Origin of the sequence: Bartonella sp. AP20NXHL, assembly GCF_042196165.1 — a bacterium.
GTDB lineage: Bacteria > Pseudomonadota > Alphaproteobacteria > Rhizobiales > Rhizobiaceae > Bartonella.
This window is the reverse complement of sequence record NZ_JBHIPV010000001.1, coordinates 280,765-297,960: the sequence shown is the minus strand read 5'-3', so window position 1 is coordinate 297,960 and position 17,196 is coordinate 280,765. Positions and strand designations below refer to the sequence as shown.

11 protein-coding genes are annotated in these 17,196 nt (G+C 38.8%); 3 read left to right on the top strand and 8 right to left on the bottom strand.

Features of this window, described 5'->3' with window-relative positions; translation table 11 throughout:
* Positions 1 to 8 precede the first annotated feature (8 nt).
* On the top strand, positions 9 to 224 hold the full coding sequence (locus tag ACFILL_RS01085) for a DUF1674 domain-containing protein (RefSeq protein WP_273790074.1): 216 nt from the start codon (positions 9 to 11) through the stop codon (positions 222 to 224).
* A 136-nt stretch (positions 225 to 360) separates the two neighbouring features.
* Here ACFILL_RS01085 and rpsP read toward each other — a convergent pair whose 3' ends face one another.
* From rpsP to ACFILL_RS01065, 4 genes are all read right to left on the bottom strand, one after another.
* On the bottom strand, positions 361 to 735 hold the full coding sequence (gene rpsP, locus ACFILL_RS01080) for a 30S ribosomal protein S16 (RefSeq protein ID WP_273787601.1): 375 nt from the start codon (positions 733 to 735) through the stop codon (positions 361 to 363).
* A gap of 16 nt (positions 736 to 751) precedes the next feature.
* On the bottom strand, positions 752 to 1,081 hold the full coding sequence (locus ACFILL_RS01075; RefSeq protein WP_273790075.1) for a chorismate mutase: 330 nt from the start codon (positions 1,079 to 1,081) through the stop codon (positions 752 to 754).
* Positions 1,082 to 1,105: 24 nt separating this feature from the next.
* Positions 1,106 to 2,674 carry a signal recognition particle protein gene (gene ffh, locus ACFILL_RS01070; protein ID WP_375643065.1) on the bottom strand — a complete coding sequence of 523 codons (1,569 nt, stop codon included), beginning with the start codon at positions 2,672 to 2,674 and terminating at the stop codon, positions 1,106 to 1,108.
* 230 nt (positions 2,675 to 2,904) lie between these two features.
* On the bottom strand, positions 2,905 to 3,561 hold the full coding sequence (locus ACFILL_RS01065; protein WP_273790076.1) for a carbonic anhydrase: 657 nt from the start codon (positions 3,559 to 3,561) through the stop codon (positions 2,905 to 2,907).
* A 275-nt stretch (positions 3,562 to 3,836) separates the two neighbouring features.
* Between ACFILL_RS01065 and ACFILL_RS01060 the strand changes: the two genes are divergently transcribed.
* Positions 3,837 to 8,546 (top strand): NAD-glutamate dehydrogenase, encoded by a 4,710-nt coding sequence (locus ACFILL_RS01060; RefSeq protein ID WP_375630694.1) that lies wholly within the window; start codon positions 3,837 to 3,839, stop codon positions 8,544 to 8,546.
* Positions 8,547 to 9,855: 1,309 nt separating this feature from the next.
* Here the strand turns inward: ACFILL_RS01060 and ACFILL_RS01055 are convergent.
* From ACFILL_RS01055 to ACFILL_RS01040, 4 genes are all read right to left on the bottom strand, one after another.
* The gene (locus tag ACFILL_RS01055) at positions 9,856 to 10,842 is read right to left on the bottom strand and encodes a DUF2125 domain-containing protein (protein ID WP_375643048.1); all 987 of its coding nucleotides are present in this window, start codon (positions 10,840 to 10,842) and stop codon (positions 9,856 to 9,858) included.
* A gap of 795 nt (positions 10,843 to 11,637) precedes the next feature.
* Entirely contained in the window at positions 11,638 to 12,384 is a 747-nt protein-coding gene (locus ACFILL_RS01050) for a glutamine amidotransferase (RefSeq protein ID WP_273790078.1), read from the bottom strand.
* 146 nt (positions 12,385 to 12,530) lie between these two features.
* Positions 12,531 to 14,090 (bottom strand): heme biosynthesis protein HemY, encoded by a 1,560-nt coding sequence (locus ACFILL_RS01045; RefSeq protein WP_375643047.1) that lies wholly within the window; start codon positions 14,088 to 14,090, stop codon positions 12,531 to 12,533.
* Between the two features lie 11 nt (positions 14,091 to 14,101).
* Positions 14,102 to 15,286 carry a COG4223 family protein gene (locus ACFILL_RS01040; protein ID WP_375637325.1) on the bottom strand — a complete coding sequence of 395 codons (1,185 nt, stop codon included), beginning with the start codon at positions 15,284 to 15,286 and terminating at the stop codon, positions 14,102 to 14,104.
* 286 nt (positions 15,287 to 15,572) lie between these two features.
* Here ACFILL_RS01040 and tsaD point away from each other — a divergent pair, with 286 nt between their 5' ends.
* Positions 15,573 to 16,667 (top strand): tRNA (adenosine(37)-N6)-threonylcarbamoyltransferase complex transferase subunit TsaD, encoded by a 1,095-nt coding sequence (gene tsaD / locus ACFILL_RS01035; RefSeq protein ID WP_375637323.1) that lies wholly within the window; start codon positions 15,573 to 15,575, stop codon positions 16,665 to 16,667.
* The last annotated feature ends 529 nt before the right edge of the window (positions 16,668 to 17,196 follow it).

Below are 17,196 nucleotides of genomic sequence, written 5' to 3'. Positions count from 1 at the left end.
GGTGTAAAATGAATAAAAAAGATGAGAAAACAAGCAAAAAAAATGCAACTGTCGTTAAACAGCAATCTCTTTCTCCCGCAGCACAACGCGCCCTTAAAGAAGCTGAAGAAAGACGAAAACGCGCAGCAAAAAAAGAACAACCTTTAGAAAACGGCGGACGCGGCGGCAAAGACCCTTCCCGCTATGGAGACTGGGAAATTAAAGGCCGCGCCATTGATTTTTAAAACCATTGATTTAAAAAAAAACGGCGCAATTTAAACAAGCAGCTTTTTAATGAAAATCCGTTTTTGATAGACAAAAACGGATAATATTTATTTTTCTAAAGCTTTTAAAAACACATTGATTAAACAATCATGCTTCTTATGCTGAAGCAGATTCTGCTTCAGCCGCTGCCGCTGCTTCTTCTGCTGCTTGCTTTGCTGCTGCTATACGTTCTTGTGCTTTTTTACCCGGTTCACCTTTATGTGGATTATTACGAGTTGGACGCTTTTTCAAGCCAGCTGCATCTAAAAACCGTAAAACGCGATCTGTTGGTTGAGCCCCTTGCCCAAGCCAATATTGGATACGTTCTTCATTAAGTTTCACCCTCGGTCCATCTTTAGGCAACATTGGATCCCATGCACCAACACGTTCAAGAAACCGCCCATCGCGCGGACTACGAACATCTGCAACGACGATATGATAGTAAGGACGTTTTTTTGAACCTCCACGGGACAAACGAATTTTCAATGCCATATTTTATCTCCTATTGTCAGCTCTGGCTTTCGTTTAAATTGACTTTTTTTGTTTTTTGCTCTTCAGCAATAACTTCATGATGACTCACAACTTCTTTAATAATAAATTTTAAAAATCTTTCAGCAAAATCAGGATCAAGATCACTATCCATAGCCAATTGCCGCAAACGCGCTACCTGATATTGCTCACGCAGAGGATCTACTTTAGGCAAATCATAACGCGCTTTTAAGCGCCCAACAGCTTTCGTACAACGAAACCGCTCTGCTAAGATATGAATCAAAGTTGCATCAAAATTATCAATGGATGCTCGTAAATGTGCCAATTCGTTTAATACTGTTTCCTGCATTATATTCCTTTCCCTCTTTACATCTTATTTTTTCTTAGGATGCTGAGGAAAATTTCCCCCATCGACAATGCCATTGGAAAGACCAGGAAAAGTAGGTCCACGCTTGGGAAGTCCGGGCAAGAGCTTCCCTCCATTACCATTTTCAATTTGCTTTTGAAGCGTTGAGAATTGCTTTGGATCCAATCCCGACAAATCCGGCATAGTTGGAGAATCCCCTCCCAAGTTTCCCATACCACCAAAACCCATTTTGGAACCAAGGCCTCCCAACATCTTTCCCATAAAACCACTTTTTCCTTTACCACCCATGGCTTTCATCATATCAGCCATTTGGCGATACATCTTCAAAAGTTTATTAATATCAGCCGCCGTCGTACCAGACCCCTTAGCAATTCGTTGTTTGCGGCTATGTTTTAAAAGCTCTGGATTCGCCCGCTCTTTGGGTGTCATAGATGAAATAATGGCCAATTGACGATCAAACAAACGATCATCAAACCCCGCAGCCGCAATCTGCTCTTTGACTTTCCCCATTCCTGGCAACATGCCCATAATACCGCCCATTCCACCCAGTTTTTTCATTTTCTGCAACTGTTCTGCAAGATCATTCAGATCAAATTTTCCGGCTTGCATTTTTTTTGCAAAAGCAGCAGCTTTCTCATGATCCATTGTTTCAGCAGCTTTTTCAACCAAAGAAACAATATCCCCCATTCCGAGAATACGATCAGCAATACGACTGGGATGAAATTCTTCTAAAGCATCTATTTTTTCACCAGTTCCAATTGCTTTAATTGGTTTACCTGTAACAGCACGCATAGAAAGAGCAGCGCCACCACGCCCATCACTATCCATCCGTGTTAAAATAATCCCCGTAATCCCTACACGCTCATCAAAAGAACGAGCAAGATGAACGGCATCTTGCCCCGTCAAACTATCAGCCACCAACATAATCTCATGAGGAAGGGAACATGCTTTAATTTCAGCCAATTCGAGCATCAAAGCTTCATCAATATGATTACGTCCTGCTGTGTCAAGAAGAAGCACGTCATAACCACCTAATTTAGCAGCCTGCACGGCACGTGATGCAATATCAACGGGCAGCTGACCCGCAATAATAGGCAAGCTTGCAAGTTTTGCCTGCTCTCCCAATTGGCGCAATTGCTCCTGTGCAGCGGGACGGCGTGTATCTAATGACGCCATGAGAACTTTTTTATTGTGCTTATCAGTAAAACGTTTTGCAAGCTTTGCTGTTGTAGTTGTTTTTCCGGAACCTTGCAAACCAGTCATCATGATAACAACTGGAGCTGGTGCATTTAAATCACTCAGAACGCTTTCATTTCCAAGAATATGAACCAATTCATCATGAACAATTTTAACCACCATTTGGCCTGGTTTAATTGATTTAACGATTTCGGCCCCAACAGCTTTTTCCCGAACTCTATCGGTAAAAGAGCGCACAACATCAAGAGCAACATCAGCTTCCAATAAAGCGCGACGAATTTCACGCAGCGCCTCTACAACATCCTGATCCGATAAAGCGCCACGTCCCGTCAAATGAGACAGGATAGAACCAAGTCGCTCTTGCAAGGATTCAAACATCATTTACCTCATTGTTGCATAACAAACAAACCAAAATAGCATCCGAGAACGCATCGCGCCGTCGGATGTTGACCTCTGAGATCTCTTTATACCCTTAAACTGGGGTCTCAGTCGGTGGCTCCAAGTTAATTTTGTCACTGAAAGCTTGCTCCTTCAAACAATAAAACCCCAGCTTTGTCAAGTTTTATCATAAAATATCTTTTTATACGAAGAAATAAAAACAACAAATACTATACTTCAAAACTTTCAACTTCAACACGCATAAAACAACCTGTTTCCTGTTCCATGCTCCATAATTTTCCACTAGAGATATCAAACCAAACACCATGCAATGTCAAAAAACCTTGATCTTTGCGAAGCTTAATCCACGGAAACGTCTCTAAATTTCTCAACGAATGGCGAATAGAAAGCTGCTCTAATGCCGTCTGTTTTTCTGGCCAAGACAGCGACTTATTATTCAAAACGATTTCTGCTGCTGGTGCTAAGAGACTTATCCATTGACCGATAAAATCATTTGATAATAAAGATTTATATGTCTCATTAAGAGCAGTACGAATGCCTCCACAATGGGCATGACCAAAAACGACAATATGTCTCACCTCAAGCAATTGCACAGCATATTCAAGAGCTGCTGATGTTGCGTGATATTGGTCATCAGGAGAAAAAGGAGGAACCACATTCGCCACGTTGCGCAGGGTGAAAATTTCCCCTGGCTTAGCATCAAAAATCATTTCTGGTACTGCACGCGAATCACAACAAGCAATGACCAAAACTTCAGGTTTCTGCCCCTCAATCGCCAATTGCTGATAATCTGCTATTTTATATAAAAAATGATTGTTTATAAAGTTTTGGTAACCACTTAAAAGTCTTTCTGGTAAACGCGCCATTCTCTCTTTACTTTTGCTTCTTTTTTTACTTTTATTTTGTATATTTTAAAAAACAAACTATTAACATACAAAAATACTAAAAGTGCCCTTTCCTTGAAGCAAAATATTTCTTTAAAGTGCAAAATATTACTAAAAAATAGCAAAAACAAACTCATTCTTTCCAAATAAAGAGCTATTTTCTTTAGAAAGAAGGTGTTACAGTATATAAAAAATATAATGGTCTGCTTTTAAAAAGAGAAGAAAAGACTCCTTAAGAGCAAAAAGGGAGAGTGAATGTGTTGCAACAAAAAAAAACAGAGACAAAAAACACCCAAGATAAAATAGAACAAATCCTTTTTGCCCAAACCGATAAAGAAGATATTGCTTATTATGAAAATGAAGAACTTCAAAAAGCCACAGCCATCGCGGTAAAAGCTTTTAATCTCCATCAGACGGGAAAAAATACCATCTGCTTTGAGCAAAATTTAACCCGTAGTAACAGACCTATAACCGTTATCACGCTTGTCAATGATAACAAACCCTTTCTTCTCGATTCTATTTTAAATGTTTTTAATCAACACAAAAACCATATCTATTTGATTGCACACCCCATTATTGATTGTGCTTCTGGAAAACGCATCAGTCTGATGCAAATTCACATCGAGTCATTAAACAAACAGCAAATACAAAAACTTGAAAATGAACTCACCTTAGTTCTTGAACAGGTTAATGCTGCTGTACAAGACTGGAAACCTATGCTTGAAGAAGTTGAAAAGCAGATTCATGCCTACCAAATAAGTCTTCCCCCACACTACAAACAAGAAGGCGAAAAAGCTATTGAATTTCTTCACTGGCTAATGGACGATAATTTCATTTTCCTTGGTATGCGCACTTACAACTTCATCAAAGACCAAAAACCCCTAAAATCCTTTACAGCCAGTAATATTGAACTTGGTATACTCACGGATGCTTCTATTCATATTGTTGACGATAAAAGCATGAAAGAACCTCCTCAAGAAGTTTTATCCTTCATGGAAAGCGATAATCTGTTTATCGTGACAAAAGCGAACAGCCGCTCCAAAATTCACCGTTCTGTTTGGCTCGATTATATTGGTCTTAAAATCTTTGATAAAGAAAACCAACTCTGTGGAGAATTACGCATTGTAGGGCTTTTTACCTCCTCAGCTTATACACGTTCTATTTTGCAAATTCCTTTCTTAAAAGAAAAAGCCCGAACTATTATTCAACGACTTGGACACAATCACGCCGATTATTCAGGTAAAGCACTCATCAGTGCTTTAGAAACCTATCCAAGAGATGAAATGTTTCGCTCTGATGTTGATACATTGACAGAAAACACTAAGCTTATTCTACAATTAGATGAGCGCCCACGTTTACGGGTTCTTGCCCACACTGATTCTTTTGGACGCTTTGTTTCTATCCTTGTCTACGTACCGCGTGACCAATATAGCAGCAGCTTGCGTGAAAAAGTTGGCGAACATTTTGTTGAGCTTTATAAAGGTGACTTTTTTGAATCTTATCCGCTATTTTTGGAAAGCACCCTTATACGTGTCTATTATATCATCCATCGCAAAGGAAACGAAACTGTTCCCCTTCATGAGCGCTCCACACTTGAACAACATGTACGTTCGATTGCACGAAGTTGGGAAGACAGGGTTCAAGCCATCGCTCTTACCCAGAAAATAACAGAGCAACAAACACGTCTAGCCAGTGAATTCCCCAACAGCTATCGTGATTTATTTTCAGCTGAAGACGCTATTAACGATGCCGGACATATTCTAAGTCTTCATGATGAAAAGCCCCTTTTCGTGATCTTTTATCACGCACAAAACAAAGAAAAACAGTACATTTCTCTTCGGCTTTTTCACCGCCATGAAGCTCTTGCCCTTTCCAAACGTGTACCACTCCTTGAAAATATGGGGTTTCGCGTTATTGCTGAACAAACCCTTGAATTACCAGATGGCAATGGGCGCTCTGTGTATCTTCATGATATGCAGCTGGAAAGTACTTTCCAGCGCTGTATCGATTTTGAAAAAGACGGGCAAAAACACGCCGAAACCTTTGAAGCCATTTGGGCACAAAATGCTGATAATGACGGCTTTAATGCTCTCACACAAACAGCTGAGCTTGATTGGCATGAAATTGTTATTTTGCGCCATTATGGGCGCTATCTCCAACAAGCTGGAATTCCTTATTCGCAAGATCGCGTTGCCCAAACTTTAAATGCTTATCCTGACATTACCCAAGATCTTTATGCTTTATTTCATTTAAAATTTCATCAAAGCCATACAGAAAAAGAACGGGAAAAAAACCAACAAGTTATTCAAAAGCGCATTGAAGAAAAATTACGGAAAGTCTCTGGTTTAGATGATGACCTGATCTTACGCCGTTATTGTAACCTTATCGAGGCGAGTTTACGAACGAATGCCTTTACGCCTCTTCCTGATGGAAATCCACGGCGTATTTTAGCCACCAAATTAAATCCACGCCAGATTGAAGGTTTGCCTGAACCGCGCCCTTACCGAGAAATTTTTGTTTATGGACCAGAAGTTGAAGGGGTCCATTTGCGTTTTGGACCTATCGCTCGTGGCGGCATTCGTTGGTCTGACCGTGCATTAGATTATCGCACCGAAGTGCTTAGCTTAGTCAAAGCCCAACAAGTTAAAAATGCAGTTATCGTTCCTGCAGGTGCAAAAGGTGGCTTCTATCCCCATCGGCTTCCCCAAACAAATGACCGTGCTGTCATCATAGAAGCAGCACGACAAGCTTATACAGACTTTATCACAGCTTTGCTCTCCATCACAGACAATCTGATTAACGGCAAAATAAGTTCTCCCCATAATGTCATCTGTCATGATGACCCTGACCCCTATTTTGTTGTCGCGGCAGACAAAGGAACAGCAACTTTTTCTGATACAGCCAACGCCATCAGCCAAGCAAATCACTTTTGGCTCGATGATGCTTTTGCCTCTGGAGGCTCAGCAGGTTACGACCACAAAGACATTGGTATTACAGCTAAAGGTGCATGGGAAGCCGTCAAAAGACATTTTAGAGAATCATTTAATCACGATATTCAAACAACGCCCTTCACCTGTGTCGGTGTTGGCGATATGTCTGGTGATGTCTTTGGCAATGGAATGCTGCTTTCCAAACAAACAAAATTGATTGCCGCTTTTGATCACCGCGATATTTTTATTGATCCAGATCCGAACATAGACGAAAGCTATGCAGAGCGTACGCGTCTCTTCAAACTGCCTCGCTCAAGCTGGCAGGATTACGACCAAAGCAAATTATCAAAGGGCGGTGGTATCTTCTCACGAAAAGAAAAAACCATTACTCTCTCACCTGAAGCATCACAAGCCATTGGTTTCGAAAAACAAACAGGAACACCCTTTGAAATTATCTCTGCTCTTCTCAAAGCCCCTGTTGATCTTTTATGGTTCGGTGGCATTGGTACTTATATCCGTGCTGCAACAGAAAACGATGCCCAAGTAGGTGATCGTGCAAATGATGCAATACGCATTACCGGAGAACAAGTGCGTGCAAAAATTATTGGCGAAGGGGCTAATCTTGGTGTTACACAACGTGGACGAATTGAATATGTCTCAAATGGTGGTCGATGCAATACGGATGCCATTGACAATTCTGCTGGTGTTAATTGTTCTGATATTGAGGTCAATCTCAAAATTGTTCTTGCATCAGCACTACGTGCCAAAACGTTAACCCGCGAAGATCGCAATAAGCTCTTGAAAAAAATGACGCCTCAAGTCGAGCAACTCGTCTTGCGCAACAATTATCTACAACCTCTTGCGCTTTCTTTGGCGGAAAACCAGAGCACTGCTGATTTGCCCTATCAAATACGCTTTATGCACGACTTGGAACAAAAAAAGCTTCTAGATCGCAGAGTTGAAATACTCCCTGATGAGCAAATTTTACGACAAAGAACAACCCAAGGCAAAGGTCTTCTCCGTCCAGAACTCGCCGTTATTTTTGCCTATGCTAAATTGACCTTAAAAGAAGAAATTGCTAATAGCCCCATTGTTGATGATCACTATTTCAATACAACCTTGCTGAACTATTTTCCAACCCAAATTCAAGAAAATTTTAAGAAGGAAGTTATTAACCATCAATTGCGTCGTAATATTATCGCAACGCTTATTGCCAACGATATTGTAAATCGTGGAGGCCCCACTTTTGTTAATAGACTACACGATGCAACAGAACAAAAGACTGAAAATATTATTCGCGTTTTCATTGCTATCCGCGATGGTTTCGAAATTCCTCAATTATCTGAGCAAATTGATAAGCTTGATAATAAAATACCCGGTCTTGTCCAAAATAAATTCTACGCAGCAATGACCCCAATGCTCTTTGAAACAACCAATTGGGGTTTGCACAACATAGATCTCTCACGTCCATTAGAAGAAATTGTAAAAACAATAAAGCAAGCCCGTAGCGTTATTGAAAAAGAGCTTATGCATTCTCACGGCAACGATATTAAGCAAAAGATTGAAGAAAAAGCATTACACTACAGCGAAGAGGGAGCACCAAAAGCATTAGCGAAACAATTAGCCCTCTTGGAAGCTGCTTCAACAATATGTGATATTTCTTTAATTGCAAAAAAAAGCAACAGTGATCTTATTAAAACCGCAGAGATCTACTTTTCACTTGCGCAAATCATTCGTATAAACCGCATTAACGAAGCAAGTCGTATAATTCCTGTAGTAGATTATTATGATAGTATGGCTTTAAGCCAAGCTAAAGAAAATGTTTCTGAAAGCTTTCGGCAAATCGTTATGAAAATCCTCAAAAATTATGGAAAGAAAAAAGATCCTTTTGACACTTGGAAAAAAACAGAAGAAGATCATATTCACAACATTACAAACCGCATTAGCGCCCTTATTGAAAATGATCTCAATATTTCTCGTTTTACTTTTGCAGCAGGATTGATTTCTCAACTTCAAAATATTGGCTTTCAAACCTAAAGCAAATACAAAACGACCCACTCAATCTCCCGTTCTATCCCACCACCACGACAAACCAACTAAGACAGAGCAGAAGTTTGCATTTTAGACATAACACCAACAATAAAAATCTCGCTATTTATCACAATAGAATTGTTTGCAACAATTTCAAAAAAACAGTAGGATTGATTTCTCACCCTAAAAACATAAACTTTCAGACTTAAAAGCAGTACAAAACAGCTAAGCTTTTGCTCCGTTCTATCCCCCCATGACTAATCAGCAAGGGAAGAACGAAAGCCCTATCCTGCATTTTTAGACAGAGCACTCAAAATAAAAAATAAATTCAGATTTTACTGTCAAATATCCTTCATCATAAAAATATAATATATTGATTTACAATCATAATTTTATCATTTTTATGATAACTGATAACCCGATATTCTAAATTTGTCTCATTTAAAATCTGTTTATATTCAATCAATTAACCCCATTTCCCCTTGCATATTGCAAATGGGAAAGCCGAATAGATAAAAACAGTAAAGAAAAGACTAAAAATGCCCCTCATAAACCGCCTCAAATGCCAAAATCCGCAGTAACATTTGGAGTTAGCAAATATAATATGATGGTGTTGCCCCAGCTTATTACTCCATAACCGAAAAGATGGTAGCCCTTAATGGCTCTATCGTTATACCATTCATAGGCGACATCGTAAAATAAGAAGCACTGAGAAATATTTTTTTTAACAAATGCGTAAATATGCAATACAAATATATTCTGTTTTACGTGGAAGACATATAGCTTCATTAAAAAACATCAGAAATAAAAGGATAAGCTTAATCTATCATTTAAAATGATATAACTGTAACTGCTTTTGAAATGCGTAAAATCGAATAAAAAATGACAGTAAAGATGGATGTTGATTTTCCCTTTACAACTTCATATTCTCCTCCAACTAGGCTATTTACTTGTTTTAAGAGATTACTCCCAAACAGATATATGCAATATGCTCATTCCATATATAAAGAAAAAGGTTCCTAACAAGCACCACACCACCTGTATAAAAAGACAATTCAGCATACTTTAAAATGCCACTTTTTCCATACAAACACTGTTACTATATGTAGTTTGATATAAGATTTTGTACTAAGTGAAAAGAGGTTGGACGAATTAGGAGTAGGTGGTAATTTTTTATTTTTATAGCTATTTTTTTTACCATTAAATACGCATTTTGTTAAAATAGATTTTGACACTCTAAAATTGCAAAAAAGTATGAAAATCAGAAAAAATCGAAATTTTGTGGTAAAAATTAAAAAAGGCTTTGGTACAACACCTAAAGCGGAGCAAGACGACCAAGTTTTAAAAAGCCTAATTTTACCCACCCATTGTTAATGAGCAAGGAAAGAACGGGAGCGCCGTCCGCATTTTTAGGCAAAGCACCTAAAATAAAAAATAACGCTTGAAGATTATTGGTTTGCGTGGGAAATAAGCGCTGCAGAGTGTCAAGAAGCTTCATAGACTGAATAAGGACAAGTTCAAATTTTGCTGTCAAATATCCTTCATCATCAAAAGAAAAAGGTCCACTAATACGCACTGCACCACCTGTATGAAAAGTCAATTCACCTTGCTTTAAAAGTCCACTTTTTCCATACAATCGCTGTTGCCAATTTTTTCCTTCATTTTCAAACAGAAGAGAGGCATCATTTAAAATCCATTTCAAATTGCCATCAATTTTAGGAATATCAACAAAAGAAGATTTTAAAAAGGGAGAAGCATCAAAACCGTCAAAAGTTATATGTCCCGATAAATCATTCTTTTCATGTTTAAGATCAAGTCGAAAAAATTCTGCCGTTATTTTTGGGAAAGCTTCTTTTGGCTCTAACGGCTGAATAATCACGTTATGCGTATTTTGCAAAGATGCCTGATCTTCAATATTTTCTTGTGTCGTTTTTTTATCTGTCGTTTGTGCTCCTAACGCTTCTTGAAGCTTTTGACCTTCAAAGGAAGAAGAAAAAGGTGAAATCTCAAGCCCTTCAGCTATAAACTTCAATGTCTTACCCGTTTTCCAATAAGGTTCTGTTTCAATCATCAAATTGCGCCAACTGGATACTATGGAAATTTTTCCAGAAAAAACAATTAATGCAGGGGAATGAACATTAAACTCGACCAAATGAGGTGCATAAATTGGTGCACCAGCTGTCAAACGCCCCGTCGATAAAGAAACCCCATGTAAAGGCCAAGAAAATTGAAACTTGTCACAAACAACACCGACACGTAAAGGATAACCATCCTTGTGCACATTCTCACATACCGCCGCCATATTATGGGAAGATATTTTTGTGAATATATCAGAAACATAGTCTTCTATTTTACGTGAAAAAAAAACCAGAGCGCGCTATAAATAAATACCAAAGCAAGACAAAAGAGCCCACAAATTAAATAACTCAAAGAAAAACTTTTTTGTGATGATGGTATTTGAAAGGATTTAGACAATATTCAAACTTTCTTTATCTCTTAACTTCCTCCCCACCCTAAAAAGGATAAAGATTCCCAACCACGGTCAGTTTATACACAATCCAACTTCTTAATCGACCGGATTTTATCTACTGGTCACTTCAAGAAGTCCCTATACATCGTTCTAAAGTACAGTATCTCATAAGCTCAACAAACAAGATTTTCTTAAAAAACCCATTACACCCTTTAACAAAAAACACCTCATGTGTAAAGTTTTACATAGATTTTCTACCTCTACCTTAAACCATACTGTTTTACAGCACAAAAAAAATGATAATGAATAGTGTTTCTTAACGATAAAACCATTGAGCACCCCCATCTTTACGCTTATTGAGGAGCAAAGCCAGCACCATCATTATATTTGGCTACCCCCACAATTTTGCGACAGCCCTTGGCACTTAAGACAGTTCATAAGAAGCATTTTTAGTCTTTTCTTATACAGTTTTTGCCCACACGCCAGCCCTACTTGTGACAGCAAGCAAGAGGTTTTTATTGAGTCAACATACACAGGTTTGGAATGAGAAAACCTTACGATATTCGGGGTTCTCATTCAATATGCAAAACAGTAAATTATCTATATAAATCAATGCGTTGTCAATAATCACACAAGTACGGGCGGTGTACAAAAAATCTGGTGTAATGCGCTTTCAAACCATTGGCTCAAAGCTCGATCATAGATTAAACGACCTTTCAAATGTGCACAAGCAGGTTGAGCACCTTTTTCAGTCAATTTATGTGCCGAACGCACGACCAAACGCCGCATCATAGCGCGTGTAAACTCAGCATGAAACTGCAAGCCCCATGCATTGTTTCCATAACGAAAAGCTTGTGTAGGATATGTATTCCCTGTTGCCAAAAGCATTGCCTCTTTCGGTAAATCATAAATACCTTCATCATGGAAATGGTAGACCATTTCTGGCCAATTCATCAATTCCTTCCCTTGTGGGGTTGCTTCTAGTGGATACCAGCCGACTTCAACAGTCCCATCACTTCTTGTACCAACGCGCCCCCCTAGATTTCGCGCTAACATTTGTGCTCCAAGACAAATACCCAAAAAAGGCTTATTTTCCTTTAGTGATAACGAAATCCAATCAATTTCCTCACCAATATAAGCTTCGCTGTCATTCACACTCATCGGCCCCCCTAAAATAACAACACCGGCATAATGCTCTAATGTATCAGGGAGTTTTTGTCCAAAAATAGGACGATAAATATCAAGAACAAAACCTTTTTGTTGTAAAAATTTTCCCAAACGACCAGTATAGGTAGAGCGCCGATGAATAACGACAGCAATCCTTGGTTTGTTATTTTTTTGTTTTTTATCAAGACATCTCTGATTTAAAAACATTTTCTAACCAATCACCTCTGCTACCAAGCAAAACTTTATTTTTAAAGCATAAGAGAATAATTTTATTGGAAAAGACTAACGATATTTTTTCTTCTAGGTCAATTGTTTCTTCTGAGAAAACATTCGTATTATCACATTGGTGCAATTTAAAATAAACGAAACTTTTTCCTCGATAAAGATGTTTCTTCTTCTGTTTTAACCCCTGGATCATCAACATTTAAATGAATTTGACTGAACATTTTTACATCTTGTTCTTTTATATCTTGTTTCTCCACCTGCACATTATGCAAAAGAGAATTATCTATAGGTGTTAATTTTTCCAGCTTCTTATCTTCAACATCATCACTTTTTCCCATAACATACTCTTTGTCTTGCTTTTTCGGCACAATATTGTCCGCCTCTAATGTGAGAGAAGGCATACAGGGAGGCGCCTTCCATTCAAAACAGCCCAAACGTCCACTGATTGGAGAAACCGCTGACCAAGAAGAAAAAATGGACCCATCACACATCCATACTGGATCACGTTCAGCACGAAGTGCTAAAGAAAGCCATTGACGCACAGCACCTTGATTGTTTCCCTGTGCCTCTTCAATATCTGCCAACAATAAATAAACACTTTCCCGTGGATGACATTGTAATGCTTTTTGTGCCTTCTCTCTTGCTAATGCTGTTTCACCAGCATCCAAAGCTGCTTTAGCAATAAGGAAAGCCGACTCAAATGCATCTTTATTATAAGAAGCAAGTGTCTTAGCCCTTTTCAATCGCCCAATGGCTCCTTCTTCTCTTTCAAGATAAAGCGTCCCCAAATCAGGATGAGGATTCTTTTGCCAAGCCGCTATAATCATTTTATCCGCTTTACGCGTTTCATTTAACTTATAAAGAATATCAGCAGCAATAACTATTATTGGAACAAAATCAGGCGCCAATTTATGGGCTTTCAAAATAGCTTCACGTGCTTGTACAGGATGTGTATCAAACAAAGAAAGTGCCTGCCCACTTAGTAGTAAAACCTGTATATGCTGCCGCTCTGGAGTCGCGCGAACAGAACGCGGGAGAGCTTTTTGCGTTCTTTCAAAAACAGTAAGTGCCTTATCCCATTTACCTTCAGCACTTAACCGATCAAGCACCGCCTTATGCGCCCATAAAAGTGCTGGCGATAAGGTCAGTGCCTCTTCGGCATATTGTTGCGCTGCCTCATAAGCTTTACTCTTCATTGCTTCACGAAACAAACCATAAAGTCCAACCAGTTTTGTCGGATCTTCCTTTCTCATCTCCTCATAAAGACCGATGGCGCGAACAGAGTCATTTTGTAAAGACAAGGTTTGCGCCTGTAAGAGTTTTACCAATGGCTCTTGTTTTCCTGCAAGATATTTAGCAACCCGTGCTTCCATTTTTTGCGCAACCATACTATCACCAGCAAAAGTTGCAAGAATCCCCTTTGAAAGAGCTTCGTAACCACGCTTTTGGTGGCGTTTATAAAAATAATTGGAAAGAGCACTCGGTATGGAAAAAAAGAAAGATAATAACCACCATAAAAGCACCAGCGTTATAAAAAACAAAATAAGCACACTTAACACTGTAAGAAATGAAGCAGAAAATCTGAAATGCAAAAATGTGAGAACAAAAATACCATTGTGATTAGCAACCCACGTGAAAGCTAAACCGAGGATACAAACAACAAAAATATAAATAAAAACACGTATCATCTTGGGCCTATTTACATCTTTGTTGCTTTAAAAGATCCTTGTTGCACAGACAATAACAATTGCTGCAACAACTGTTGAATAGCAATATGTCTTTCAAGCTGCTTAACAAAATCCATTGAAACATCTTTTGCACTTTGAGGCAATGATTGCCATTCGCTCAAAGCCTTTTCGTAATCACCAGCTTGAATGGCAACTTCCATGCGTGCCGCAATAGCCTCCAGCGTTGTCCCTTCAACATTTCCAATCGGTCGCGAAACAATGAGCCCTTTTATCCACGCTAAAATTCGGTCAAAAAAACCAGCATCTGACGCAACAAGATTTTGCGTACCAACAATTGCATCGGCAACATGAGCAAAATCAACTGAAAGTTGTGCTGAACTTGGAAGACCCACAGTAGCTGTTTTTTGCAACACATCAAGTCCATTAATCGAAGGCGATAATTGCTGTAACAGCTTTAGTTCATTATTATAAGATCCACCACGCTCTACAGCATTTTTTAATGAACTAATTGCAGTAAAGAGCGCGGTATCTATTTCTTTTTTCTTACTATTTTTAACAGCAGTTTCTTCCTGTAGTGCTTCTAACTGTTGTTTTAACGCAGCAAGATCATTTGCATTGCTCTGCCCAACAGACAAAGCCGTCTCTATATCTTTCGACTTTCTAACAAAAGTTTGTACAATTTCTTCAAGAGCTTTTACTTTTTCCTCTAAAATCGCAAAAGCTTTTTTGCTTTCTTCTTTCGATAGTTCATCATTTTTCGTTGTTTTAAACTGTTGTGATGAAAAAGAAGACAACTCTGTTTTTAACGCATCGATTTCTTGAAAGACCCGCCTCAATTGTTCCTTTGTGTCTTCACCTTGACTTTTTGCGGCTTCAGCAATCTGCAAAGCTTTTTCTCCTCCAGCAGAATTTTCCACAAAAGGAGAAGGAAAAAAACCAGCCCATTGAAGCCCCATAAAAATTCCCAAAGCAATGAATCCTCCCAAAATCCCAGAAAGGGACAAGAAAAGCCAAGTTGTACTAGAGGTACTTTTATCCTGACCTTGCATATTCTGTTTTTCTCGCGCATGAGCTTCTACAGAATTGTGGATTTTTCCCTCTGAATCATGGGGAACAGCTTCATGTTCAATAACTGGTTTCTTACGGCGCGTACCAGCATAATGTGGTTTAACTTTTGGTTTTGAAGAATCGACCATCTCTGTCACTTTTCGTGCACACTTTTTTTAATGATAAAATAATAAAATGAAAAAAGTTTTAAAAACGCAGCTTTTCTCAATAATATTTACAAGTATCGCCTTTAATAGACAAGTTTTTAAAAAAACATTTGCATTTTATACTCGAAAATACAGCTTTATTTTTTAATCAACGATATCATAAAATTCAAAGAAATAGAAAAAACAATTCTAAGAGAAATACTTTCCATCTTTTTCTGTTCATGGTACGCACGCAAGAAAGAAGCTTCAATATAAGGTTTTGTTTAAAATGCGTCTGCTGGGAATAGAAACAAGTTGTGATGAAACGGCAGCGGCTGTCATTGAATATAACAATGAATCAAACAGCCGAATTCTTTCCAATGTTGTTTGGAGTCAAATTGATCACCATGCACCTTACGGCGGTGTTGTTCCTGAAATTGCTGCTCGAGCCCATGTTGAAGTTCTTGATCATTTAATTCTGCAAGCACTAACAGAAGCAAACACAAAATTAAAAGATATTGATGGCATTGCAGCCACCAGTGGTCCTGGTTTGATAGGAGGATTGTTAGTAGGCGTTATGAGCGCAAAAGCACTCTCTCTTGCCACTGGCAAGCCATTTATTGCGGTAAATCACTTAGAGGGACATGCTTTAACAGCTGTGTTAACGCACAACGTCAGCTTTCCTTATTTATTACTTTTAGTTTCAGGGGGTCATACACAAACAATCATTGTTCATGGAGTAGGTAACTACCAACGTTTAGGAACCACTATTGATGATGCATTAGGAGAAGCATTTGATAAAACAGCAAAACTTTTAGGTCTTCCTTATCCTGGTGGACCAGCACTTGAAAAAGCAGCTTTATTTGGTGATAAAAATCGCATCCCTCTTCCACGACCTTTAAAAGGTGAAAAACGGTTAGACTTTTCTTTTTCAGGACTCAAAACTGCTGTTCGACAAGCCGCAACAGCCATAGCTCCCCTTACAGAAAATGATATTGCTGACATTGCCGCAAGTTTTCAAGCCGCTGTGACCGATACAGTACATGATCGTATTCACCTAGCCCTACAACACTTTACCCACCAATATCCTCTCTCTCATGATCAAGAAAAGCGTTCTCCTGCTTTGGTTGTCGCAGGCGGTGTTGCCGCAAACCAAGCCATTCGCTCTACGTTGCAAGAACTTGCCCATCAACATGGTTTTGAATTTATAGCCCCTCCTCTTTCCTTGTGTACCGATAATGCTGCAATGATTGCTTTTGCCGGTGCACAAAAACTCGCACGAGGAGAAACAAGCTCTCTTGACATTGCACCCCGCTCACGCTGGCCATTAGATGAAAAAGCCGCGCCCTTGATCGGGATGGGACGCCGTGGAACAAAAGCATAATAAAATTGACGTCCCACACACACCTTAAAGAACGAAGATTTCTACTCAATCCGGTTTATAGATAGCCCGAATTCTCTATCGAGCAGATTCCAACCTGCTTCCCATTCACACAATTCACTTAACCCAAAGCTCGACACGTAAACCTAAATATTCACCACATATTCTGAAAACCTTCATGTTTCAAAAAACTGCCTTATATCATTACATTTCAAATGACGGTATTTTACAGCATAATAAGCTCTACTCTCTCCCACGAAGCATAGATATGAATGCCATTCGTTGACCTCTTCATCTTTGACCATTCATTCGTTTCATTATCATTGTAATCTTAAAGCTTTTTAGAACCAATTTTCTTCATTTTTTCCCAAAAACTCTTATAGTGACCGCATTTCAAACCATAGCTGAAAAGATAAGAAAAGAGCAAAATACCTTTATACAACATGAAATATCAATGGAGCGCGTCTCTCTATTTTGAAACAAGAAAACACAGATAATAGCCGTTCTTTACCCCATTTTAAAAATCATCGTT